General features: G+C 73.1%; 19 protein-coding genes. 16 read left to right on the plus strand and 3 right to left on the minus strand.

Going from position 1 to position 24,351, the window contains the following annotated elements:
- The first annotated feature begins 75 nt into the window (after positions 1–75).
- The 11 genes from ACFVHO_RS06615 (at position 76) to ACFVHO_RS06665 (ending at position 14,685) form a co-directional block, all read left to right on the plus strand.
- Positions 76–1,278, plus strand: a complete 1,203-nt coding sequence (locus ACFVHO_RS06615) for an alpha/beta hydrolase family protein (protein ID WP_385710906.1) — start codon at positions 76–78, stop codon at positions 1,276–1,278.
- A 354-nt stretch (positions 1,279–1,632) separates the two neighbouring features.
- Positions 1,633–2,394, plus strand: coding sequence for a DeoR/GlpR family DNA-binding transcription regulator (locus ACFVHO_RS06620; protein WP_385710908.1), 762 nt, complete (start codon positions 1,633–1,635; stop codon positions 2,392–2,394).
- Between the two features lie 207 nt (positions 2,395–2,601).
- A complete protein-coding gene (locus tag ACFVHO_RS06625; RefSeq protein WP_385710910.1) occupies positions 2,602–3,972 on the plus strand; it encodes an ABC transporter substrate-binding protein in 1,371 nt (456 codons plus the stop codon).
- Positions 3,969–4,919 (plus strand): carbohydrate ABC transporter permease, encoded by a 951-nt coding sequence (locus ACFVHO_RS06630; protein ID WP_385710911.1) that lies wholly within the window; start codon positions 3,969–3,971, stop codon positions 4,917–4,919. The genes ACFVHO_RS06625 and ACFVHO_RS06630 overlap by 4 nt, the downstream gene beginning before the upstream one ends.
- Positions 4,916–5,824, plus strand: a complete 909-nt coding sequence (locus tag ACFVHO_RS06635; RefSeq protein ID WP_385710913.1) for a carbohydrate ABC transporter permease — start codon at positions 4,916–4,918, stop codon at positions 5,822–5,824. The genes ACFVHO_RS06630 and ACFVHO_RS06635 overlap by 4 nt, the downstream gene beginning before the upstream one ends.
- A complete protein-coding gene (locus ACFVHO_RS06640) occupies positions 5,821–6,810 on the plus strand; it encodes a zinc-dependent alcohol dehydrogenase family protein (RefSeq protein WP_385710915.1) in 990 nt (329 codons plus the stop codon). The genes ACFVHO_RS06635 and ACFVHO_RS06640 overlap by 4 nt, the downstream gene beginning before the upstream one ends.
- 81 nt (positions 6,811–6,891) lie before the next feature.
- Positions 6,892–7,113 (plus strand): hypothetical protein, encoded by a 222-nt coding sequence (locus tag ACFVHO_RS06645; RefSeq protein ID WP_385710916.1) that lies wholly within the window; start codon positions 6,892–6,894, stop codon positions 7,111–7,113.
- 289 nt (positions 7,114–7,402) lie between these two features.
- Positions 7,403–8,635, plus strand: coding sequence for a TerD family protein (locus ACFVHO_RS06650; RefSeq protein WP_385711198.1), 1,233 nt, complete (start codon positions 7,403–7,405; stop codon positions 8,633–8,635).
- Between the two features lie 216 nt (positions 8,636–8,851).
- Positions 8,852–9,397: a hypothetical protein gene (locus ACFVHO_RS06655; RefSeq protein WP_385710918.1), complete on the plus strand. Its 546-nt coding sequence runs from the start codon at positions 8,852–8,854 to the stop codon at positions 9,395–9,397.
- A gap of 151 nt (positions 9,398–9,548) precedes the next feature.
- Complete coding sequence (locus ACFVHO_RS06660; RefSeq protein WP_385710919.1) at positions 9,549–12,116, plus strand: protein kinase; 2,568 nt, start codon at positions 9,549–9,551, stop codon at positions 12,114–12,116.
- 127 nt (positions 12,117–12,243) lie between these two features.
- Positions 12,244–14,685, plus strand: coding sequence for a protein kinase (locus ACFVHO_RS06665; RefSeq protein WP_385710921.1), 2,442 nt, complete (start codon positions 12,244–12,246; stop codon positions 14,683–14,685).
- A 21-nt stretch (positions 14,686–14,706) separates the two neighbouring features.
- Here ACFVHO_RS06665 and ACFVHO_RS06670 read toward each other — a convergent pair whose 3' ends face one another.
- Positions 14,707–16,170, minus strand: coding sequence for an alkaline phosphatase PhoX (locus tag ACFVHO_RS06670; RefSeq protein ID WP_385710923.1), 1,464 nt, complete (start codon positions 16,168–16,170; stop codon positions 14,707–14,709).
- 133 nt (positions 16,171–16,303) lie between these two features.
- On the opposite strand from ACFVHO_RS06670, the gene ACFVHO_RS06675 reads away from it, so the two are divergent.
- The 4 genes from ACFVHO_RS06675 (at position 16,304) to ACFVHO_RS06690 (ending at position 19,323) form a co-directional block, all read left to right on the plus strand.
- A complete protein-coding gene (locus ACFVHO_RS06675; protein WP_385710925.1) occupies positions 16,304–17,167 on the plus strand; it encodes an SDR family NAD(P)-dependent oxidoreductase in 864 nt (287 codons plus the stop codon).
- A 278-nt stretch (positions 17,168–17,445) separates the two neighbouring features.
- Entirely contained in the window at positions 17,446–17,640 is a 195-nt protein-coding gene (locus ACFVHO_RS06680; RefSeq protein ID WP_051811011.1) for a hypothetical protein, read from the plus strand.
- A 51-nt stretch (positions 17,641–17,691) separates the two neighbouring features.
- Entirely contained in the window at positions 17,692–18,849 is a 1,158-nt protein-coding gene (locus tag ACFVHO_RS06685) for a hypothetical protein (protein WP_385710927.1), read from the plus strand.
- 27 nt (positions 18,850–18,876) lie between these two features.
- Positions 18,877–19,323: a hypothetical protein gene (locus ACFVHO_RS06690; RefSeq protein ID WP_385710928.1), complete on the plus strand. Its 447-nt coding sequence runs from the start codon at positions 18,877–18,879 to the stop codon at positions 19,321–19,323.
- A gap of 324 nt (positions 19,324–19,647) precedes the next feature.
- Here ACFVHO_RS06690 and ACFVHO_RS06695 read toward each other — a convergent pair whose 3' ends face one another.
- On the minus strand, positions 19,648–21,141 hold the full coding sequence (locus ACFVHO_RS06695) for a hypothetical protein (RefSeq protein WP_385710930.1): 1,494 nt from the start codon (positions 21,139–21,141) through the stop codon (positions 19,648–19,650).
- 377 nt (positions 21,142–21,518) lie between these two features.
- Between ACFVHO_RS06695 and ACFVHO_RS06700 the strand changes: the two genes are divergently transcribed.
- Positions 21,519–23,360 carry an endonuclease/exonuclease/phosphatase family protein gene (locus tag ACFVHO_RS06700; RefSeq protein WP_385710932.1) on the plus strand — a complete coding sequence of 614 codons (1,842 nt, stop codon included), beginning with the start codon at positions 21,519–21,521 and terminating at the stop codon, positions 23,358–23,360.
- Positions 23,361–23,392: 32 nt separating this feature from the next.
- On the opposite strand, the gene ACFVHO_RS06705 is transcribed toward ACFVHO_RS06700, so the two are convergent.
- Positions 23,393–24,289, minus strand: coding sequence for an SRPBCC domain-containing protein (locus ACFVHO_RS06705; RefSeq protein ID WP_385710934.1), 897 nt, complete (start codon positions 24,287–24,289; stop codon positions 23,393–23,395).
- Positions 24,290–24,351: the final 62 nt, after the last annotated feature.

Raw genomic sequence — 24,351 nt, forward strand, 5'->3', positions numbered from 1 at the left:
GTACGCCTCGGGTCTGGTGCGGGTCAGCCCGCGGGGCGACGTGCGGGAACGGGCCGCTGGCTAGCGTGAGTTGTCATGACTGCACCTCGAAAGACCCCGCGCGGGCGCGCCGTCGCCACCGTGCTCGCGCTGGCGCTCGCCGTGCCCCTCGCGGCCGCGGCGAGCGCCCAGGCCGCACCCACGACGACGGCGGCCCACGGCGCCGCCGCCTCCACCGCCGACGCGCCCGCGACCCGGCCCGAACTCCCCCGCCCCACCGGCCGGTTCACCGTCGGCCGCGACACCCTGCACCTGGTCGACAAGAGCCGCAAGGACCCCTGGGTGCCCTCGGCCGGGGCGCGGGAGCTGATGCTGTCGATGTACTACCCGGCGCGCGGCGCGGGCGGGCGGCCCACCGCGTACACCTCCAAGAAGGCGGCCCAGGAGCTGCTCGCGTACAACGAGCTCGACGGGCGGATCTCCGCCGCCGACTACAGCTCCACGCGCACCTACGCCCGCACCGGGGCGCACCCCGCGGGCGGCAGGTTCCCGCTGGTCGTGCTCTCCCCGGGCTTCACCGCGCCGCGCTCGACGCTGACGCACCTCGCCGAGGACCTGGCGAGCCGGGGGTACGTGGTCGCGACGGTCGACCACGCCTACGAGGCGGCCGGAGCGGAGTTCGACGGCGGGCGCGTGCCGCCCTGCGTCGGCTGTGTGGACGGCGGGGGCGACTCGGGTCCGCGGATCACCGCGGGGCGGGCCGATGACCTGTCGTTCGTCCTGGACCGGCTCGTCGGCGGCCCGTCGGGCAAGGCGACCTGGCGGCACTCCGGGATGATCGACGCCCGCCGGATCGGGATGGGCGGACACTCCATCGGCGGCGCCGCCACGGCCGCCCTGATGGACACCGACCCGCGGGTGCGCGCGGGCGTGAACATGGACGGCGGCTTCCACACCAGGCCCGACGGCGTGGACCGCCCCTTCCTGCTGCTCGGCACCACGACCACGGTCCAGAGCGGCGACCCCTACGACTGGGGCGACGCCTGGCCTCGCCTGCGGGGCTGGAAGCGCTGGCTGACGGTCGCCGGGTCCGGGCACTTCACGTTCACCGACACGCCGGTCGTCTTCGGTCAGCTCGGCATGAGCGACCCGCAGGTGCCGCTCTCGGGGCGGCGGTCCGAGCAGATCACCCGCGCCTACGTCGCCGCGTTCTACGACCAGCACCTGCGCGGGATCGGGCAGCCGCTGCTCGACGGGCCGACGCCCGCCCACCCCGAGGTCGGCTTCCACCGGCCCTGACGCAGGAGGGGGCCTGCCGCCGCCCCGGACCGGCTCGGACCGGCCCGGCACCCGACCCGTCCCGGCCGACGGCAGGCCCACGGCCGTTCATTTCCGAGCGTTCATTTCCAGCCGTCCGAGCCTCGCCCCGCTCTCCGCCCGCGCTCGAAACGGGCGGGAAACGGGCACGGTGAGCCGACGAACGGGCACATGATCACGTTGCCACGCAGGACATCGCCCGGGTAAACGGGCGGATTCGGGCATCATCGTGGCCGTTGCGCGCCTGGTCACTCACTTCCGCGCGCTGTAGAACTTCCCCACAGGGCCCGAACGGGCAGCACATCGCAGTGGAGTCTGTGGGAAGAGGTGGCACCCATGTCGGCGGAGGAACGTCAGCGGCAGATCGTGCGCGCGGCACGCCGCTCCGGATCCGTCGACGTGTCCGTGCTCGCGGCCGAGCTCGGCGTCGCCAAGGAGACCGTGCGCCGCGATCTGCGCGCCCTGGAGGACCACGGCCTGGTCCGCCGCACCCACGGCGGCGCCTACCCGGTGGAGAGCGCCGGTTTCGAGACGACGCTCGCCTTCCGTACGACCATGCACGTGCCCGAGAAGCGGCGGATCGCGGCCGCCGCGGCCGAGCAGCTCGGCGACGCCGAGACCGTCTTCATCGACGAGGGCTTCACCCCGCAGCTCATCGCCGAGGCACTGCCCAAGAACCGCCCGCTGACCGTGATCACCGCCTCGCTCTCGACGGCGGGCGCGCTCGCCGCGTCCGAGCACGTGACCGTCCTGCTGCTCGGCGGCCGGGTCCGGTCCGGGACGCTCGCCACCGTCGACCACTGGACGACCCGCATGCTCGCGGGCTTCGTGATCGACCTGGCGTACATCGGCGCCAACGGCATCTCCCGCGAACACGGCCTGACCACCCCCGACCCCGCGGTCAGCGAGGTGAAGGGGCAGGCCATGCGGGCCTCCCGGCGCACCGTGTTCGCGGGTGTGCACACCAAGTTCGGGGCGGCGAGCTTCTGCCGGTTCGCGAGCGTGGGCGACCTGGAGTCCATCGTCACCGGCGTGCAACTGCCCGCCTCCGAGGCGCACCGCTACTCCTTGCGCGGACCGCAGGTCATCCGCGTCTGACGGCCGGTCCACGGGCCGCACACCACCGGCCACCGGCCCGACAACCTGACATCCCGCTGCCGCACACCGGCTTCCGCACGGCCGCCGGTGCGGCACCGCACACCCTGAAATCCCCGATTCCTCCCACTTTCCCCCTCTCCATCCCCCTCTCAATCCCCCTCCCCCTCTCCATCCCCCCTCTCTGTCCCCCTTGTTCAGGAGCGATTCATGCGAACCCAGAGCCGACGGAGGTCGCGGCGGCTGCTCGCCGCGACCGCCGCAGGGACGCTGCTCGCCCCGCTGCTCTCCGGCTGCTGGGCCGGGGCGGGCGGGTCCGGTTCCGGCGGCGACTCCATCAACGTACTGATGGTGAACAACCCGCAGATGGTGGAGTTGCAGAAGCTCACCGCCGCCCACTTCACCAAGAAGACGGGCATCGAGGTGAACTTCACCGTGCTGCCCGAGAACGACGTCCGCGACAAGATCAGCCAGGACTTCGCCAACCAGGCGGGCCAGTACGACGTGGCGACGCTCAGCAACTACGAGATCCCCATCTACGCCAAGAACGGCTGGCTGCGCGAGCTCGGCCCGTACACCCGCAAGGACCGCGCCTTCGACCAGGACGACATCCTGCCGCCGATGCGCCAGTCCCTCACCGGCGAGAACGGCAAGCTCTACGGAGAGCCCTTCTACGGCGAGTCGTCGTTCCTGATGTACCGCAAGGACGTCTTCGCGAAGGCGGGCCTGAGCATGCCGAAGAAGCCCACCTGGCAGCAGGTCGCGGACCTCGCCGCGAAGGTGGACGGCGCCGAGAAGGGCATGAAGGGCATCTGTCTGCGCGGTCTGCCCGGCTGGGGCGAGGTGATGGCGCCCCTGACGACGGTCGTCAACACCTTCGGGGGCACCTGGTTCGACAAGGACTGGAAGGCGCGCCTGGACTCCCCCGAGTTCGAGAAGGCAACGCGCTTCTACGTGGACCTCGTGCGCAAGCACGGCGAGTCCGGCGCGGCCCAGTCCGGGTACGCGGAGTGCCTGAACAACCTCACCCAGGGCAAGACCGCCATGTGGTACGACGCCACGGCCGCGGCCGGTTCGCTGGAGGCCGCCAAGTCCCCGGTCAAGGGCAAGATCGGCTATGTGGCCGCGCCGGTGGAGAAGACGGCGAGCTCCGGCTGGCTCTACACCTGGGCGTGGGGCCTGCAGAAGTCCTCGCGGAACCCCGACAAGGCCTGGAAGTTCATCTCCTGGGCGTCCAGCAAGGAGTACGAGGAGCTGGTCGGCGAGAAGATCGGCTGGTCCAACGTGCCCGCGGGCAAGCGCGCGTCGACGTACGAGAACCCGCGCTACCGCGAGGAGGCGGCCGCCTTCCAGGGCGTCATGCGCGCCGCCATCGCCGACGCGCGGCCGCGCGACCCGGGGGTGCAGCCCCGGCCCGCGCCCGGCATCCAGTTCGTCGGCATCCCCGAGTTCACCGACCTCGGCACCCGGGTCTCCCAGGAGATCAGCGCGGCCATCGCCGGACGCCAGTCCGTCGAGTCGGCCCTGGACAAGTCCCAGGATCTCGCCGAGAAGATCTCCGAGGAGTACGAGGGACGATGACCGCCACGACAAGCACCCCGCTCCCGCGCGCGGCCGAACGGACCTCCGCGCCACGCCCCCCGGGACGTCTGCGCGCCTGGGCCACCCGGGCCCCGCTGCTTCCCGCCCTGATCTTCATGATCGCCGTGACGCAACTGCCGTTCGTGGCGACCCTGGTGATCTCCTTCTTCGACTGGAACGCGCTCTACCCGGACGCCCGCAGCTTCACCGGCCTCGCCAACTACCAAGAGGTCCTCACAGACGCCGACCTGCGCAAATCGGTGTGGACGACGATCCTCCTGACCGCGACGGTCGTCCTCGCGAGCCTCGTCATCGGACTCGGCCTCGCACTCCTCCTCGACCGGAAGTTCCGCGGCCGGGGCGTGGTGCGCACCCTGCTCATCGCGCCGTTCCTGCTTGTGCCCGTGGCCGCCGCGCTGCTGTGGAAGCACGTGCTCTACAACCCCGAGTACGGCCTGTTCAACGGCGTCCTGCACTGGGTCGGCGGGGACGGCGCGACCCAGCCCGACTGGATCTCCAACACCCCGCTGATCGCCATCGAGCTGTCCCTGATCTGGCAGTGGACGCCGTTCATGATGCTGATCCTGCTCGCGGGGCTGCAGAGCCGTGACACCGAGCTGATCGAGGCGGCCCGCATGGACGGCGCGAACAACTGGCAGGTGTTCCGCCACCTCACGCTCCCGCATCTGCGCCGCTATCTGGAACTCGGCGCCCTGCTCGGCTCGATCTACATCGTGCAGAACTTCGACGCGGTCTTCACGATCACCTCGGGCGGCCTCGGCACCGCGAACCTGCCCTACACCGTCTACCAGAGCTTCTACCAGGCCCACGAGAACGGCCTGGCGTCCGCCGCCGGCGTCCTCGTCGTCATCGGCTCGATCATCATCGCGACCTTCGCGCTCCGCGTGGTGTCGTCCCTCTTCCGTGAGGAGGTGTCCCGCGCATGAGCGACGTCCGCGTGAACGACATCCGTACGACCGGCCCCGCCGTGCAGGCCACCCGGCCCGAGGCGCTCCGGAACCGGAAACCGGCACGGGCCCGGGGCGCGGGCCTCGCGCTCGCCGCCTGGCTGGCCGGGCTGCTCTTCTTCCTGCCCATCGCCTGGATGGCGCTGACGTCCTTCCACTCCGAGGAGGACGCGGCGACGAACCCGCCCTCGGTGGCGGCGTCCCTCACCCTGGACGGCTACCGGGAGTTCTTCGGCGCGGGCGGCGGCGCGAGCCCCTGGCCCTCGCTCATCAACTCGTTCGTGGCGTCGACGGCCTCGACCCTGCTCGTCCTGGTCCTGGCTCTCCCCGCCGCGTACGCCCTGTCGATCCGCCCGGTGAAGAAGTGGACGGACGTCCTCTTCTTCTTCCTCTCCACCAAGATGCTCCCGGTCGTCGCGGGCCTCCTCCCCATCTACCTCTTCGCCAAGAACACCGACTTCCTCGACAACATCTGGCTCCTGGTCATCCTCTACACGTCGATGAACCTGCCGATCGCCGTCTGGATGATGCAGTCGTTCCTGTCCGAGGTGCCGGTGGCGATCATCGAGGCGGCGCAGATCGACGGCGCCAGGCTGCCCACGATCCTCACCCGGGTCGTCGCCCCCATCGCCCTGCCGGGCATCGCCGCGACCTCCCTGATCTGCTTCATCTTCTCCTGGAACGAACTGCTCTTCGCCCGGGTCCTGACGGGCGTGGTCGCCCAGACGGCACCCGTCTTCCTGACCGGCTTCATCACCAGCCAGGGCCTGTTCCTGGCCAAGGTGTGCGCCGCGTCGCTCGTGATCTCCCTGCCGGTGCTCGCCGCGGGGTTCGCCGCCCAGGACAAACTGGTCCAGGGCTTGTCGTTGGGAGCCGTCAAGTGAAAGCCGCCATCATCGAGTCCGTCGGCAAGGCCGTGGTCGGCGAGGTCCCCGACCCCACGCCCGGACCGCGCGACGTGGTCGTGGAGGTCGCCGCGTGCGGCCTGTGCGGCACCGACCTGCACATTCTGCAGGGCGAGTTCGCGCCGACGCTGCCGGTGGTGCCGGGGCACGAGTTCGCAGGCCAGGTGGTGGGCGTGGGCAAGGACGTCACCGAGGTGTCGATCGGGGACCAGGTCGCCGTGGACCCCTCCCTGTACTGCCACGAGTGCCGCTACTGCCGCGAGGGCCACAACAACCTGTGCGAGCGGTGGGCCGCGATCGGCGTGACCACGGCGGGCGGAGCGGCGCAGTACGCGGTGGCTCCTGTCGCCAACTGCGTACGCCTGCCCGAGCACATCCGCACCCAGGACGCCGCCCTCATCGAGCCGCTGTCCTGCGCGGTCCGCGGCTACGACGTGCTGCGTTCCCGGCTCGGCGCCCGCGTCCTGATCTACGGCTCCGGCACCATGGGCCTGATGATGCTGGAGCTGGCCAAGCGCACCGGCGCCGCGAGCGTCGACGTCGTCGACCTCAACCCCGACCGGCTCGCCACCGCCAAGAGCCTCGGCGTGAGCGGCTCCGGCGCGAACCCCGACGAGCTGGACCGGCCGCGCGGCTGGGACGTCGTCATCGACGCCACGGGCAATGCCGCCGCCATCCAGGACGGCCTCGACCGCGTCGCCAAGGCGGGCACGTTCCTCCAGTTCGGCGTGGCCGACTACGCCACCCGCGTCACCATCGACCCGTACCGCATCTACAACCAGGAAATCACCATCACCGGCTCCATGGCCGTCCTGCACAGCTTCGAACGCGCCGCCGAGCTCTTCGCCGCCGGTGTCCTCGACCCCGACGTCTTCATCAGCGACCGGCTGCCCCTGGCCCAGTACCCCGAGGCCCTGGAGAAGTTCGCGGCGGGCGAGGGCCGCAAGATCGTCGTCGTGCCGTGAGCTGAGCCCGTCCGGGCCCGCTTCCGGGCCCGGCCCAAATCCGGTACCGCCCGGGCACGACCGGGACCTACCATCCCGGTCATGCCGAGACCTCAAGGATTCCAGTACGAGCAGCGCGCCGACGGCACCGTCGTCATCACCCACGGCGCCCGCACCGCAGCGACCCTGCGCGGCCCCCGCGCCGAGCAGTTCCTGGCGGAGACACAGTCCGGCGACGCGCAGCTGGTGATGGCGCGCTGGACGGGGAACTACAAGCGGGGCAACGAGAGGATGTCGCGGGCGCATCCTCGGAACGCCCGCTGAGGCGGGTGGCGGAGGCTGTCCCACGCGACACGTCCGGTCGGCGGAATTCCAGCCCGTCCGGCGCTTGAGGACGAGGCCGCAGGCCGATCGGCGGAGGCTGTCCCACCCGCACGGGACGTGCCTGGTGGGCTGGGGTCCAGGGGGCGCAGCGCCCCGGTTCCGGGAAGGGGCGGGATGGGGGAGCCCCCGGCAAGGAACCCCCGGCAGGGACCACCCGCCCGCCGCCGAAAATCTCCCCGAGTAAGGGAACGGCAAAGTCCCCCCGCTCGTTACCCCAGGCATGACAGCTATGACCCCTGGCTCGAACATCCCCCTGACCGCGGCCCGCGTGACGGTGGACGTCTCCGCCCCCGTGCGTCTTGACGTATCGGGCCTGCTGCTCACCGCCGACGGCAAGGTGCGCTCCGACGACGACTTCATCTTCTACAACCAGCCCGCGGGCCCGGGCGTGACGTACCGCTCGGGCGGCGGCACGTCCCCCGACGCGATCACGGTCGACACGACGGCCGTCCCCCCGGGCATCGAGAAGATCGTCGTGACGGCCAGCCCGGACGCGGCGGGCCAGTCCTTCCAGGGCGTCGAGCCCACGGCCACCATTCGCAACGCGGACGACGGCTCGGTCCTGGCGACGTTCACCCCGCCCCAGCTCGGCGCGGAGACGGCCCTCGTGATCGTCGAGGTCTATCTGCGCAACGGCGCCTGGAAGGCCCGAGCGGTCGGCCAGGGCTACTCCAACGGCCTGGCGGGCATCGCGACGGACTTCGGCGTGACGGTGGAGGAGCCCGCCCCGGCCCCGGCCCCCGCGCAGCCCGCCGCCCCCATGGCCCCGCCGTCCGGCCCCCCGGTGCAGATGCCGCCGCCCCCGGCCGCGGACCCGCGCCTCGCCCAGCAGCCCCCGGCCCCGCCCGCGCCTGCCGCCCCGGCGGCCCCCGCCCCCGGCGCCGGGAAGATCAACCTGGACAAGGGCCGGGTGAGCCTCCAGAAGAACCAGACGGTGTCCCTGGTCAAGGGCGGCCGCCCGCTGCTCTCCCAGGTCAAGATGGGCCTCGGCTGGGAGCCCGCGTTCCGCGGCAAGGACATCGACCTGGACGCGTCGGTCATCGCGTACGGCCCGCAGCGCAACCACATCGACAGCTGCTACTTCGGCAAGCTGAAGATCCTCAAGGGCGCCGTCAAGCACTCCGGCGACAACCTGACGGGCGAGGGCGGCGGTGACGACGAGGTGATCGTGGTCGACCTCGGCGCCCTCCCGCAGGAGGTCACCGGCCTGGTCTTCACGGTCAACTCCTTCTCCGGCCAGAAGTTCACCGAGGTCGCGAAGGCCTACTGCCGCCTCATCGACGGCGCCACGGGCGAGGAGCTGGTCCGCTTCGACCTGACGAACGCCGAGGCACAGACGGGCGTGATGATGGCCAAGCTCATCCGCCAGTTCACGGGCGAGTGGGACATGACGGCGATGGGCGACTTCGTGAAGTCCCGCACGGTACGCGGCATGGTGAAGCCGGCAGCCCAGGCCCTGTAACGGACGCCCCGCCCCGACCGGCTCTCCCCCGGCCCCTCTCCGACACCGAACAGCGGCCCCCGCAGCACGAGATGCTGCGGGGGCCGTTGTGGGGCGGAGCCGACGCGCGGGCGCGGGCGCGAGTTAGGCGATCGATCGGCGTGGGGGGCGATCGACGAGCCGCGCTGGACCGGGTTGAATCGCGTTCAACGACTACGTGCAGGAGAGCCACCGCCCATGTACCGCCCCGCCCACGTCCGCGCCGCCGCCCTGCTCGCTCTGCTGCTCACCGCAGGGTGCACGTCGGATGGCGACGCCTCCCGTGCCGACGCGGGTGACGCGCCGCGACGGCCCTCCGGCGCCGCGTCGGCGGACCGCGGCAACGAGGAGGAGGCGGCCAGGAGCGACGCCGCCAAGGCACTGGCGCTGCCCGCGCACCCCCGCTTCCTCGTCAAGGTGCGCACCGGTGCCGGAGCCGCGCCGCTGCCGGACTTCACGCCCAGCAAGGACGCCTACACGGTGCACGTCACGTGCACGGGAGCCAAGTCGGTGAAGATCGCCACCCGGGACGGCGCGAAGGACACGTCGGTGAAGGGCTCGTCGAGGAAGGGCTCGTCCGGGAAGAACGCCTCAACGACCGTCGCGCCGACGACCGTCCGCTGCGACAGCCCCCTCACCGTCGGCCAAGTCCACACCGCCCCCGGCCGGCAGCGGTTGGCCGTCAGCGCCGAGGACGGCGCCCGCTGGACCCTGGCCGTCGTCGACGGGCGGGGGGACCTGTGAGAGCGGGGCGGACCCTGCGGGTGGGGTGACTCGTCGGGGGGCGAGGCGGCGGCCCATCGGGGGGCGCAACCGTACGATGCCCCCCAGGCGTCGCACAGTTCGGCCGGGTGCGGGGGCGGGCGGGACGGTGGGACGAGGGGGTACGCGGGGCATGGCTGGGGCCAGGCGTGGGGCGGCCGTCGAGGTGGGTGGGTATCGGCTCGTGGCCCGGCTCGGGGCGGGCGGCATGGGGCAGGTGCACCTGGCGCGCGCCGCGTCCGGGCGCCCGGTCGCCGTGAAGACCGTGCACCCGCACCTCGCCGCCGAATCGGAGTTCCGCGAGCGCTTCCGGCGCGAGACGGCCGCCGCCCGCGCCGTCACCGGCCCCTACACCGCCGCCGTCCTCGACGCCGACCCGGACGCCGAACAGCCGTGGCTCGCCACCGAGTTCTGCGCGGGCCCCGTCCTCACGGACTCCGTGTCCGCGCACGGCCCCCTCTCCACCGCCGACCTCGCCGCGCTCGGCGCCTCCCTCGCGGAGGCCCTCGCCGCCGTGCACGCGGTGGGCCTCGTCCACCGCGACCTCAAGCCGTCCAACGTCGTCGTCACCCGCGACGGCCCCAAAGTCCTCGACTTCGGCATCGCCAAGGCCGCCGCCGACGACAGCCTCACCGCCACCGACGAGGCCATCGGATCCCCCGGCTTCATCGCCCCGGAACAGCTCGCCCGCGGCGCCGACCACGCCCGCCCCGGGCCGCCCGCCGACGTGTTCGCCCTCGGCGCCCTCCTCGCCCTCGCGGTCACGGGCCGCGCCCCTTTCGGCACGGACGGCGCCGCCCGCGTCCTGTACCGCACCCTCCACGAGGACCCGGACCTCGACGGCGTCCCCGACCCCGCCCTGCACGCCTTCCTGGCCCACTGCCTCACCCGCGACCCGGCCGCCCGCCCCACGGTCGAGCAGGTCCTGACCTGGTGCGCGGCGAGGGTGGAGGGGGCGCCGTGGTGGGAGCGGGGCGCTGCCGCCGGGCTGATACGGCGTCATGAGGATGATGTGGTGCGGTTGTTGGGGGGTGGGGAGAGGCGCTTGGGCGCGGGGGCGGGCGCGGGGGGTGTTTCGGAGGCTGCGGAGCCCGGGGCGCCGGAACTCGGAGCCGCGGCACTCGGAGCCGCGGCACTCGGAGCCGCGGCACTCGGGACTGCGGCACCCGAGGCTCCGGCACTCAAGGCTCCTGCGTCCGCCACCCCGCAGTCCGAGGTCCGGTCGTCGCCCGACGGTCAGCTCAGCGCCCCGCAGCCCACCAGGTCGACGCCGACCTCTACGCCGACACCGGCACCAATAGCGCCCAACCCTCACCCCACCAACCCCTCACCCCCCACCCGCAAATCCACCCCCACCGACGCGTCTCCCCCCACCGACGCGTCTCCCCCCACCGACCGACCCCCCTCCCGCCGCAGCCTCCTCCTCTGGGGCGGCGCCGCCCTCGCCACCGCGGCGGGCGTCACCGGTGTGGCCATCGCGCTCCAGGGCGGGGACGGGGACACGGACGGCGAGGACGGGGGCTCGCCGAAGGGGCCGTCGGACGCGACGGCCAAGGGGCGGGTCCTGTGGAGCAGGGACGTGGGCGAGCTCCGGCCCGACGGTCTGGTGCGCCGGGACGACGACCTCTACCTGCTCGCCGCCGACTCCCTGACCTGCCTCGAAGCCCGCTCCAACACCGAGCGCTGGGTGTACTCCGCGGAGCGGTTGCAGAACGTGGACCGCCACCGCGACACGGTCTACGTCCTCCGCGACGACCTCTTCGAACCAGAGATGCACGCACTGACCGCCACCACCGGCCGCAAGGTGTGGACGTCCCCGTTCCCGCGCCTCAATCCGAAGCGCCGCGCCGAGGGCCTGCCCTCCTTCGACTCCGGCAGCAGCGCCCTGGAGGGCAACCAGGGGGCGTTCGTGCTGGCCGGGGACGTGCTGTGCTTCCTGACGTACGCCCCGTACGACACCATGTGGGCGCGGCGCAGCTCCTGGGGGCGGCGCTGGCGGGCGTACGGGTTCGACGCGCGGACATACGAGGCCCTGTGGTTCCACGAGGGCACCGCCGCCGGGGTGATCGGCGTCGAGGAGGCGGGCGGACGCATCGCCGTGGCCGTGTCCGCGAACCCCGGCCTGCCGGGCACGGACGACTACGCGCGGCGGGACCCGCTGGTCGTCCTGCGCGCGGCGGACGGCAAGGTGGAACGGACGGTGCGCGACGGGGCCCGGCACCCGCGCGCCCACCCCGGCGCGAAGGGCGTGGCGTGCTACGCGAGCCGCACCGCGATCCGGGCCGTCGACCTCACCACGGGCCGCGTCCGCTGGACCCGCCGCCTGGACTCGCCGACGGCCGTCACACCCGTGCCGACGCGCGGCATGCTGCTCGCCGCGACGTCCGAGGGCCTCAGCGGGTACGCGGTCACGTCTGGCGGCAAGCCGCGGTGGACCCGTACGGACGTCGAGGAACTCACCGCCGCCGACGGCTCGTTGCTGACGGCGGACGGCCATGTGTACGTCGTGGGGCCCGAGCCGGGCACGACCGGCGATCCCGGCTGGGGTCTGCACGCCCTGGACGTCCGCACCGGCCGCACGGCCTGGGCGGCACGGTCCGAGGGCCTCACGACGGTGAAGGCGGCCGCCGCGGCGACGGACGTGATCCACCTGTACGCGGACGGGACGGTCGTGGCGATGGCACCCCCGGAGCGATCATGACGACCGCCTCCAGGCGCCTCGGCGCCGCCGCCCCTCCCAGGGTTGCCTCCCCCCTCGGCCCTGCCGTCCCTGTCCGTCCTGCCGTCCCTATCAGCCCTGCTGACCCCGTAGCCCCCTGCGCCCGCGCATGACCTCACCACTCCTCTCCGAGGACCCCGAAACCCTGGGCGGACACCGGCTGTTGGCCCGGCTCGGCGCGGGTGGGATGGGGCAGGTCTATCTCGCCCGGAGTCCGGGCGGGCGGCTGCTCGCCGTGAAGACCGTGCACGAACACCTCGCCGCCGACGCGAAGTTCAGGGAGCGCTTCCGGAGGGAGGCGACCGCCGCGCGGGCCGTCACCGGTGCCCATACCGCCGCCGTGGTGGACGCCGACCCGGATGCCGACCAGCCGTGGCTCGCCACCGCCTACCTGCCGGGGCTCACCCTGCGCCAGGCCGTCGCCGTCGGCGGCCCGCTGCGCGGTGAGGTCGCCCAGGCGCTCGCCGCCGCCCTCGCCGAGGCCCTGACCGGCATCCACGCCGCGGGCATCGTGCACCGCGACCTGAAGCCGTCCAACGTCCTGGTCACCGCGGACGGCCCCCGTGTCATCGACTTCGGCATCGCCCGGGCCACGGGCGAGTACGCGAGGAACGGGCCGTTGACCGCGACGGGCTCGATGCTCGGCACGCCCGGCTACATGGCGCCCGAGCAGATCCTCGGCGACCCGACGGGACCGGCCACCGACGTGTTCGCCCTCGGCGCGGTCCTCGTCTTCGCGGCGACCGGCTCGGGGCCGTTCGGCACGGGCCCCGTCGCCGTCCTCCTGTACCGCGCGGCCCACGAGGAGCCCGATCTCGGGGACGTCCCGGAGACGGCGGGGCTGCGCGCACTCGTCGCGTCCTGTCTTCGGCGGGATCCGGCCGAGCGCCCCTCGGTCGGGGACGTCCTGCGCCGGACCGCCGAACCCGAAAGCCCGCTGTGGTGGCGCGATGAGCCCTTGCGGTCCCGCATCGCCGACGCGGTGCCGGAGGAGGCGGCGGGGGCGGCAGGCACGGCGGGAGCAGAGGGAACAGAGAGATCAGAGGGAGCAGAGGAAGAAGCAAAGGCGGCAGGTCACGAAGGCGGGGCCGTCTTCGGGACGGCGGCCACCCTCAGGGCGGAGCGGTCCCCCGAACCCTCCGCCCACCTCACCGCCCCCGACCGTGCCGACCGTTCCGACCGCGCCAACCGCGGCCGCACCCTCGCCCGCCGCTCCGCCCTCACCGCTGCGGGTGGCGGGCTCGTCGCGCTGATGGGGTGGGCCATCAGCAACGCGCCGTCCGACTCCCGTCCGAAGGACGCGGCGGCGGAGAGCGCCCTCAGCCTGCGGAAGGGAAAGCGCGCCCCCGGGGCCACGCGGTGGACGCTGGCCCTGGACGACGCGGTCGGCGGCGCCAGCCTGGACGCGCTGCTGCTCGCGGGCGACACCGTGCTGGTGCGCGGACCGAAACGCGGCACCACACTCGGCGACGGCACCGTCCACGCCGTGCGTGCCGCCGACGGCACCGAGCGGTGGCGACGGGACGGCGGCACGCGGTCCGGGGCCGCGCTGTGGGGCGTGGCCGACGGGCTCCTGATCGCGCCGGACGTCCTCGCGGAGGCCGTCGACGTACGTACGGGAAAGCCGTGGCCGGTGCGGGATGCCTGGCCGTCGCCGGGGACCACCCGGTGGTTCGCGGTCGCGGGCGGGCGCCTGGTGACGCTGCACGTGACCGGCTCGTCGAACGACCCCGAGCTGCGGCTGCGCACCCTGTCGGGCGGTACCGCGCCCGGCGTCCGCAAGGACGTGCCCGCGTGGCTGGCCCCTGCCGTCTCCGGGGCGTCGCTGCTGCTCGCGCCGGAGCCCTCGGAGTTGGTGGAGGGCGCGTCCTGCGTGGACGCGCGCACGGGCGCGGCACGCTGGACGTACCGGCACCTCACCGGCGACGACCGGGCGGTTGCCGCCCCCGTGACGCTCCCCCGGAAGGGCGCGCGCGGCCCGCGCTTCGCGCTGCTCACGGAGGAGTCCGACCTGCATCTCGTCGACGTGGGGGACGGCGGGCGGCTGGCGCGGCGGCGCCTTCGCCTGGCGGCGGGGCGGGGCACGACGGCCGTGGGGCAGGCCGCCGGGGTCGGCCTGGTGCTCGGCGGCGGCAGGATCGTCGGCTTCGACCCCCGCGACGGCGGGCAATTGTGGAGCCACGCGTCGGCGGGCCTCGACGCGAGCTGGCCGCGCCGGGCGGGCGGCGCGCGCGGCCCGGTGACCGCCGACGGCGTCCTGGTGCACTGGACGGACACGAACACCCTCGCGGCCGTCGACGTGCGCGACGGCCAAAAGCCGCTGTGGACCGCGTCGTTCGAGGCCACCGGCCAGCGCCCGCCCGCCATCGGCGGCGACACCGTCTACGTCACGGCGGGCCGCGAGGTCCGCGCCCTCGGCCTGCGCGACGGCGAGCGGCGGGCGCGGTGGCGCCTGGACGGCACGGCCACCGCGCTCACGGCCGACGCCGACGGGTGGTACGCGATCGTGGACGGGACGTCCGTGCGGGCCGTCGCCGCGCCCGCACGGTAGCCGGGGCGGGCGCGGCGCCGGTCACGGGCGCTGGCGGCGCCACGGCCCCTTGATCGCCAGCATGATGCCCGGCGTCTGGATGTTGGCGTACAGCGTCCGGCCGTCGGGCGAGAAGGTGACGCCCGCGAACTCGCTGTAGGACGGCTTCTCGGGGGTGCCCGCGTTCAGTTCGTTGCGGGCGATGGGGTACGTCCGCCCGCGCTCCGTCGCGCCGAACAGGTGCTGGACGCCGTCGCCGTCCTCGGCGATGACGATGCCGCCGTAGGGCGAGACGGTGATGTTGTCGGGACCGTCGTACGCGCCGTCCTTGCCCGGGTCGGGATTCACGCCGAGGAGCACCTTCAGGGTCAGGGTGCGGCGGCCCGGGTGGTAGAACCACACCTGCCCGTCGTGCTGTTCGGGGCTCTCGGCACGGGCGTACGAGGAGACGATGTACGTGCCGCCGTCGCCCCACCACATGCCTTCGAGCTTGCGGGCGCGGGTGACGGCTCCGGTGTCGAACTGCTTGCGGACCGGCACGGTGCGCGCGTCGCGGTCCTCCACCTCCACCCAGTCCACGCCGTACACCGTGCCGATCCGGGTGGCGCGCGCGAGGTCGTCGACGAAGCGGCCGCCGGAGTCGTAGCACTTGAGGGCCTTCAGGACGCCGGCGTCGTCGGCCAGGGTGCGCAGCTTGCCGCGGCCGTGCCGGAAACCGTGCGGCGGGGTCCAGCGGTAGAGCAGGCCGTTGGGGCCCGCGGCGTCCTCGGTGAGGTAGAGGTGGCCGCGCTTGGGGTCGACGACGACCGCTTCGTGGGCGTAGCGGCCGAGGGCCTTGAGGGGCTTGGGGTCGCGGTTGGCGCGCCGGTCGTAGGGGTCGACCTCGAAGACGTAGCCGTGGTCCTTGGTCATGCCGTTCTGGCCGGCCTTGTCCTCGGTCTCCTCGCAGGTGAGCCAGGTGCCCCAAGGGGTGGAGCCGCCCGCGCAGTTGGTGGCGGTGCCCGCGACGCCGACCCACTCGCCGACCTCGCCGCCGCGCCGGACCTCGACGACCGTGCAGCCGCCGGCCGCCGCCGGGTCGTAGACGAGGCCGTCGGTGAGGGGCACCGGGTGCTTGACGCGGGTGCGGGGGCCGCCCAGTTCGTGGTTGTTGACGAGCAGGGTGACGCCGCGCGGGCCTTCGAAGGCGGCGGTGCCGTCGTGGTTCGAGGGCGTGAACTCGCCGGTGTCCAGCTTCGTCCTGCCGCTGTACGTGATGACGCGGTACGAGAATCCGGCGGGGAGGGCGAGCAGGCCCTTCGGGTCGGGCAGGAGCGGGCCGTAGCCCGGTGCGCCGTGGCCGTACGCGTCGTGGCCGTCGGGCCCGTCGGCCCCGGCCACCTCCGGGTCCTCCGCGGCGAGCGCGCCGGGCGCGGTGGCGAGCGCGCCGACGCTGCCGGCCAGGGCGACGCCCGCCCCGGTGACCGCTGATCGTCTGGCGAAGTCCCTGCGGGTGAGCGACGGCATGATTTCTCCTGGGGGCGCGTGCGACCGGGCCTGCTGTCGGCGACAGATTCCCGCTCACGTATAAACGGCGGTTGAACGAAGGCCGACTTCGGCGGTCGTTTTCCGGATGCTCACATTCCGCCAGGAGGCTCCCATGAGTGACGCGCACACGGCCGACGACGCGAGCAGGCACGCCGCCGTTCCCGCCGTTCCCGCCGTTCCTGCCGTTCCTGCCGTTCCTTCCTTTCCCCCCTTTCCCGCCACCGGCCGCCGCGTCCTGATCAGCGGCGCCTCCCGGGGGCTCGGCCGCGCCCTGGCGCGGGCGTTCGCGGACAACGGCGACCGGGTCGCGGTGCACTTCGGCTCGCGCGAGGAGGAGGCGCGGGCCACGCTCGACTCGCTGCCGGGGTCCGGACACGCCCTGGTGGGCGGCGACCTGTCGGACCCGGCCGGGGCCAAGGACGTCGCGGACCGCGCGGCCGAGGCGCTCGGCGGCGGCGTCGACGTACTGGTGAACAACGCGGCCGTGAACCTGCCGCACCCGCCCGCCACCACCTCGTACGAGGACTGGTCCGCGCTGTGGCAGCGGCACGTCTCGGTCAACCTGCTCGCCACCGCGAACCTCAGCCATCTCGCGGCGCACCGCATGATCGGCCAGGGCACCGGCGGCCGCATCGTCAACATCGGCTCGCGCGGCGCCTTCCGGGGCGAGCCGGACCACCCGGCGTACGGGGCGACGAAGGCGGCCGTGCACGCGCTCGGCCAGTCGCTCGCGGTGGCGCTCGCGCCGCACGGGATCGCGGTGGCGTCGGTGGCGCCCGGGTTCTTCGCGACGGAGCGGGTCGCGCACCGGCTGAGCGGGGCGGAGGGCGAGGCGATCCGGGCGCAGAGCCCGTTCGGGCGGGCGGGCACGGCCGAGGAGATCGCGGCGGCGGTGGTGTGGCTGGCCTCTCCGATGGCCGAGTGGGCCTCCGGCGCGGTCCTGGATCTCAACGGCGCGTCCCACCTGCGCACCTGAACCCGCTCCGGGCTACGTGAAGCGGCGTACGCTGCGTGCGCGTTACTGGTCGGAAGAGACTTCGTATTCCTGGAAGAGTCTTTATAAACAAGGTCAACAGGCATGGACCGTCCGTAAAGACAAGATTTCGCGCAGAACGCCTTGACCGCCGGTAGCCACGGCAATAGACACCCAGGTACCGCATCCCGCAGGTACACCTGCGGAACCGCATCACCCACGCGGGGAGGCGAGCCGGAGTGGACGCACACCAGGCCCGCAGCCTCCATGAGGGCCGGCTGATGAGGCTGGCCAATGTCACCGGAGTAGGCACGGGCAGGGACGAACACTCGGGCGCGGACGTGATCGTCGTCTTCGTCACGCACCGGGTGCCCCGTGACCGGCTCCGGGACGAAGACGTGGTTCCGGACGTACTCGACGGCGTGCCCGTGCGCGTGCTGGCCATCGGCGACGTCGGCGCGCAGGGCGACGCCTGAGACGTCCACCGGGACCCGGGACTTCACCACCAGGGGAAGAGGTGGTCTGGCGTGAGCCAGCCCGAATTGATGCGAGGACCCACCGGCGGCACGCTCAGCGACAGCGCCCGCCAGCAGGCGATGACCGACTTCATGCGTCGCGAAGAGCCGCTCGCGAACGTGGTCGGCTTCGGTCACGGCGTGAAGTGGATCGACGGACAGCCCACCGGCGAGCCCGCCGTGCTCGTGTTCGTCACCCAGAAGGTGCCCGAATCACTGCTCCCCGAACGGGATGTGATTCCACGTCAGATGGACGACGGCACCCCCACGGACATCCTGGCCGTCGGCCATGTGGCCGCGCAGCGCCAGCAGCGGCAGTCCCTGCGCGGCGAGGACCGCTCCTCGCTGACGTACAACCCCGACGGCACCGTCAGCGAACAGCTCGCCGGCCTGTCCCAGCCCCGGCTCGAAGAGCTCAGCGGGCTCGGCACGTTCGAGCCGCAGCTCCTCAAGCGCCGGATGCGGCCGAGCCCCTCCGGCTTCTCCGTCGGCAACGTCCGCGTGACCGCGGGCACCCTCGGCAGCGTGGTGTACGACTTCCTGCCCGGCGCGTCCGTGGACCCGCCCGGCGCCGGACTCGGCGTCCCGGCGAAGTTCTACATCCTGTCCAACAACCACGTCCTCGCCGACTCCAACCGGGCCCAGCTCGGCAGCGCGATCGTGCAGCCCGGCGTGTTCGACGGCGGCCAGGACCCCGCCGACCGGATCGCGACCCTGGACCGCTTCATCACGATCCAGTTCGCCCCGCAGATCCCGCTGGAGCGGCACAACAACGTCGTCGACGCGGCGCTCGGCACCGTGGACTTCCAGGACGCGACCCGCGAGCAGTACTTCAGCGGGGCCCCGCGCGCCTGGCGGCGCAAGGCCAACGTCGCCGTCGGCGACCTCGTCAAGAAGTCCGGCCGCACCACGAACATCAGCTTCGGCCGGATCATCTCCGTGGACGCCACCGTCGACGTCAACTACGGCACGGCGGGCACCGCCCGCTTCAAGGACCAGATCCTCACCACGAACATCTCCGCGGGCGGCGACTCCGGTTCCCTCGTGACCTCGCACGACAACGTGGCGCTCGGTCTGCTCTTCGCGGGCTCCTCGACCGTCACCGTCGTCAACCACATCGAGAACGTCCGCGCGCTGCTGCGGGTCGAGATCGCCGAGCAGCTGGCCTGACGCACGACTTCCCGGAGGGAGGGTTCCATGACCACACAGGCACGCAAGCAGAAGGGCCAGGCCCGCGCGGAGCACCGTTTCCACAACCCGCAGGGGGCCGAGGTCAAGACGCGTGACGAGGCCTTCGCCACGCAGATGGACGTCTCGACGGAGGCCGTCTCCACCGCCTGCAAACTCACGCTCCACAACGGCCAGGTCACGTTCGGCATCGAGGTGAAGTACAACCCCAACACCTACCCGCACGTCGTGACCGGCGGCCAGATCACCTCCGGCATCTGCGGCGCCCCCTGGGACATCACCGGCGGCTTCGTCGGCGAGACCATCCGCCTGGACGCCAAGCGCGCCGGCCAGGGTTCCTGCGCCAACACGATCACCATCGTCGGCGAGTACCAGAACCCGCCCGCGTACCGAGGCACGTACGGCTTCGACGGCGCCACATCGTCGTTCAAGCACACGACGCGCTACGAGTGCTGAGCCCTCGGGCCGGGCCGGGGAGCCGTACTTCGCGGCCTCCGGCCCGGCTCGTCCTCAGTCGCCGGACGGGCTCTCCGGGCCGGTGTCAGCTTCGGGTGGGACAGCCTCCCCCGAATCGGCCTTCGGCCTCGTCCTCAAACGCCGGACGGGCTTTTCTCCACCCGCCCGCCCCTTCCTGCCCTCCGGGCGGGCTTGGAAGTGCCGGGCTCTTGTCGAGTCGGAACAGCTCGGGCGGGCGGGTGGGAGAAAGCCCGTCCGGCGATTGAGGACGAGGCGCGGAGCGCCGATTCGGGGGAGGCTGTCCCACCCGAAGGGGACGTCGGCCTAGGCCTGCTGCGAGCGGGCCTTGAACGCGGCCTTGCGGGCCTCCTTCGCGACCTTCTTGTCGGGGTGGAGGCGCCCCATCGCCTCGAGGACGTCCGCGGTGGCGGGGTGCTCCACGCGCCACGCCGCGGCGAAGAACCCGCTGTGCTGCGCGGCGAGCCCCTCGACGAGAGCCTGAAGCTCCTCGGAGTTGCCCTCGGCGGCGAGCTGCGCGGCGATCGTGTCGATGGTGAGCCAGAAGACCATGCCCTCGGACGGCGGCGGCACATCGGCGGCCCCGTGCTCGGCGAGCCACACCCGGGCGAGCCCGCCGAGATCCGCGTCGTCGAGAACCTCCCGCAGCGCGGGCTCGGCCTCGCCGCCCACGAGGGACAGCGCCTGCTGGCACCGCAGCCGCCGCAGCGGCGCCCCCTCGTCGCCGCCGCGCGCGGCGGACAGCAACTCCCGTGCGGCGCCGAGCGATTCCCGCCGGGCCAGCCACTGCTCGATCTCGGCCTGCGCGGCCCCCTGCGGGAACCCGGCGGTGCCGTCGAGGAGCGTGTCGGCGCCCTTGTCGGCGAGGTCACCGACGGCGGGCGCGTCGAGCCCGGCCTCCAGCATCCTGGCCCGGATGCCGTAGAGCCCGAGCGGCGTCAGCCTGACCATGCCGTACCGCGTGACGTCCTCGTCGTCGACGGGCGGCATCGGCTCCTCGCTGTCGATGTCGGCCATCAGGGCCTCGTCGACGGGCTGGTACTCGACGAGCCCGATCGGCTCCAGCATCCGGAACTGGTCGTCGAGCCGCATCATCGCGTCCGACACCTGCTCCAGGATGTCGTCGGTGGGCTCCCCCATGTCGTCGGGCACGATCATCGACGCGGCGAGCGCGGGCAGCGGCACCGCGCCGTCCGCGGCACCCTCGCCGACGGTCAGCAGGTACAGGTTGCCGAGGACGCCCTCCAGGAAGTCGGCCTCGCCCTGCGGGTCCCATCCGAGGGCCTCGAAGTCGATCTCGCCGCCGTCCTCGATGGCGTCGACGAGGTCCTCCAGGTCGGGGACCGTCGCGTCGGCGAACACGGTCTCCAGGGCGGCGAGCCAGATGCCGAGGACGTCCTGCGGCGCCCCGGAGGTGAGCAGCCCGAGCTCCTCGCCCTCGGTGACGGTCCCGTCGGCCTCGGCCTCGGCGCCGTCAGTGTCCTCGGGGGCCTCGTGGATCTCCACCAGGCCGGTGTCGACGGCGACCCGCCACGCCTCGCTGGCGTACGCCGCCGCGTCCCCCTCGTCCGGCCCGTCCGACCCGTCCGCCCCGTCGGATCCGGCGAGCCCCAGCTCGGCCGCGGCGGCCGGCAGCTGCTCGTCGACGAGCTCGCCGCCCGCGCCCACCCGCGTGTCCGGTCCCGCCCAGCGGGCGAGCCGCACGGCGCGGGCGAGCAGCGGCGTGGCGAGCGCGTCCCGCGCGAGCTCCGCTTCGGAGTGCAGCAGCACCGGCGGCAGGGTGGCGGGGCTTTGGGACATCGGCTGGTTCTCCTGACGAACGTGCGGGTCTGCCGCCCTGGCGGGCGTACGGTCTGCCGCCCTGGCGGGCGTGCGGTCTGGCGGGCGTGCGGGTCTGCTGCGTGAAGCCTAGACGGATTTGACCGTTTGCCGCCCGCCCGTCGGACGCACTGGCCCGGACCGGCCCCCGCTCCCGCCCGTCGCCCCGCACCACCGCCCGGCTTCGCCCACCTCGCCCCGACTCCGCCCGGCTTCCTCCTCCCGTCAGGAGACGTACAGATCACGCACACCCGAAGAACCTTGACAACTCCCCCGCCCGCACAAGAGATTGACGCGCGTAGAGCGCCACTCCCCCGGCCGCGCACCGTCCCCTTCCCCACCCTCACTCCGGAGCCCCCATGCCCCACATACCGAGATCCGCCGCCGTCAGCACCCTCGTCGCCACCGCCCTCGCGGCCGGGCTGCTCGTCGCCACCGCCTCCACCGCGTCCGCCGACCAGGTGCGGGTGCACGACATCCAGGGCACGACGCGGCTCTCACCGCTGGCGGGGCAGCAGGTCAGCGACGTACCGGGCATCGTCACGGGCGTGCGCGGCTACGGCTCGAAGGGCTTCTGGATCCAGGACGCGCAGCCGGACGACGACCGCGCGACCAGCGAGGGCGTGTTCGTGTACACCTCCTCGGCGCCGACGGTGAAGGCGGGCGACGCGGTCCGGGTCTCCGGCACCGTCACCGAGTACGTGCCCGGCGGCGCCGCCTCCGGCAACCAGTCGCTGACCCAGATCACCAAGCCGACGGTGACCGTCGAGTCCTCCGGCAACGCCCTGCCCGCGCCGGTGACCGTCGGCGCGAAGTCCGTGCCCGCCGCGTACGCCCCCAAGGGCGACCCGGCCGCGGGCAACAGCGTCAACGGGCTGCCCCTGAAGCCCCGTTCGTACGCCCTGGACCTCTACGAGTCCCTGGAGGGCATGAACGTACGCGTCGGCTCCTCGCGCGTCGTCGGCGCGACCGACCCGTACAACGAGCTCTGGGTGACCGTGAAGCCGCACGAGAACGCCACCCGGCGTGGGGGCGCGCTGTACGGCTCGTACGACTCCCAGAACACCGGCAGGCTCCAGATCCAGCAGCTGGCGCCGGTCTCCGAGCAGCCGTTCCCGAAGGCGAACGTCGGTGACACGCTGACCGGCGCGACCGAGGGGCCGCTGGACTTCAACCAGTTCGGCGGGTACACGCTGACCGCCCGGGAGCTCGGCAAGGTCGTGCCGCAGGGCAAGGGCGGCAAGGGCCTGCAGCGGGAGAGGACCCGGCCGCAGCGCACGGGCGAGCTGGCCGTGGCCACGTACAACGTCGAGAACCTCGACCCGGGCGACCCGCAGTCGAAGTTCGACGCGCTCGCCGCCGGTGTGGTCACGAACCTGGCCACGCCCGACATCGTCGCCCTGGAGGAGATCCAGGACGACAACGGCGCGAAGAACGACGGCACGGTGTCCGCCGCGCGGACCCTGAAGAAGTTCACGGACGCGATCGTCGCGGCGGGCGGGCCGCGCTACGAGTGGCGGTCCATCGACCCCGAGAACAACAAGGACGGCGGCGAGCCGGGCGGCAACATCCGGCAGGTGTTCCTCTTCAACCCCGAGCGCGTGTCGTTCACCGACCGCGCCGCCGGTGACGCGACGACCCCGACGGGCGTCGTCCGCGTCGGCAAGCGGGCCGCGCTCACGCACTCGCCCGGCCGGATCGCCCCGGCGGACACGGCGTGGACCAACAGCCGCAAGCCGCTCGCCGGAGAGTTCTCCTTCCGGGGCAAGCCGGTGATCGTGGTCGCCAACCACTTCGCGTCCAAGGGCGGCGACGAGTCGCTGACCTCGCACCACCAGCCGCCGGTGCGGTCCTCGGAGACGCAGCGGGTGCGCCAGGCCGAGGCCGTGAACTCCTTCGTCCGGGAGATCCGGGCCACCCAGCGGGACGCGGACGTGCTCGTGGTCGGCGACATCAACGACTTCGAGTTCTCCGCCACGACCAAGGCCCTGGAGAAGGGCGGCGCGCTGCGCGCCGGGGTCAGGACGCTGCCGCGCTCCGAGCGGTACTCCTACGTCTTCCAGGGCAACTCCCAGGTCCTCGACCAGATCCTGGTGAGCCCCGGCGTGGGCCGGTTCCACTACGACAGCGTGCATGTGAACGCCGAGTTCGCGGACCAGAACAGCGACCACGACCCGCAGGTGGTGCGCTTCCGGCCGTAGTCACAGCCGTAGAGCCACAGCCGGAGCCCGCGTCAGCCGTACAGCCGCGTCAGCCAGTCCCGCCACGCGGGCTCCGCGCTCTTGGCGTCCGCGTGCGACGCGAAGTCGTGGACGGTGACGCCGACGCGGCGGCCGAAGTGGTTGCGGCCGAAGAAGCGGTAGAGGGCGTCGTCGGTGCGCAGGCCGATGAAGTACGGCGTGCGGAAGTCGAGCACGGCGTCGAGGTCGGCACCGGCGGCGCTCAGCCGGAAGCGGGCGCCCTCCGAGGCGTCGGCGGGCAGGCCGAGTTCGAGGGCGAGCCGGGTGAAGGCGTCGCGGGCCGTGGCGGCGGCGGGGGCGTCGAGGTGGGTGTAGGTGACCGGGCGGCCCGCGAAGTACGTCAAGTACTCGCGCAGGGTGTGCAGGTAGAAGTCGGTGTGCTTGCTCGCCGCGTCGTACTGGTTCTCCCAGTCCTGGACGAAGATCCCGCTGTGCGCGTGCCGCACCCAGGAACGGCGGCCGCCGTCGCAGGGCTCGATCAGGTGCTCCAGGTTGATGGTGCTCCGCTCCGCGAAGAGCGCGGCCGGTCCTTCGGAGCGGACCGTGAGCCGCCGCGGCGGGTCCCAGGCCGTGACGACGGCGCCGTGCGGCGCGGCACCGCCCACCCGCGGCTCGTACTCCACCGGCCACAGCCAGCCGCCGGTGCCGGTGACCGTGGTGAAGGCGTCCCACACCTGCTGCGGCGGGGAGCCGACCTCGAACTCCCGGACGATCTCGAACTCCCGCACGCCGCCGCTGCCGTCGGCGCCACCGTCACCGGCAGAGTCACCGGCGGCGTCCCTGGCGGTGCCCCTGCCCCAGCCCGTGCCCCTGCCTGCTCCCCTGGTTGCCCCCCTGCCGCCGGTGTCTCTCCTGCCGCTCCCGCTGCCCCTGCGGCTGTCCTTGGCCATGGCGACTCCTCGGATCGAGCGGGACGGCCTCGGCCGCCGGGCCCCGGTCCCGCTCACGCCTC

The sequence above is a fragment of the Streptomyces sp. NPDC127108 genome (assembly GCF_042677545.1).
Lineage (GTDB): Bacteria > Actinomycetota > Actinomycetes > Streptomycetales > Streptomycetaceae > Streptomyces.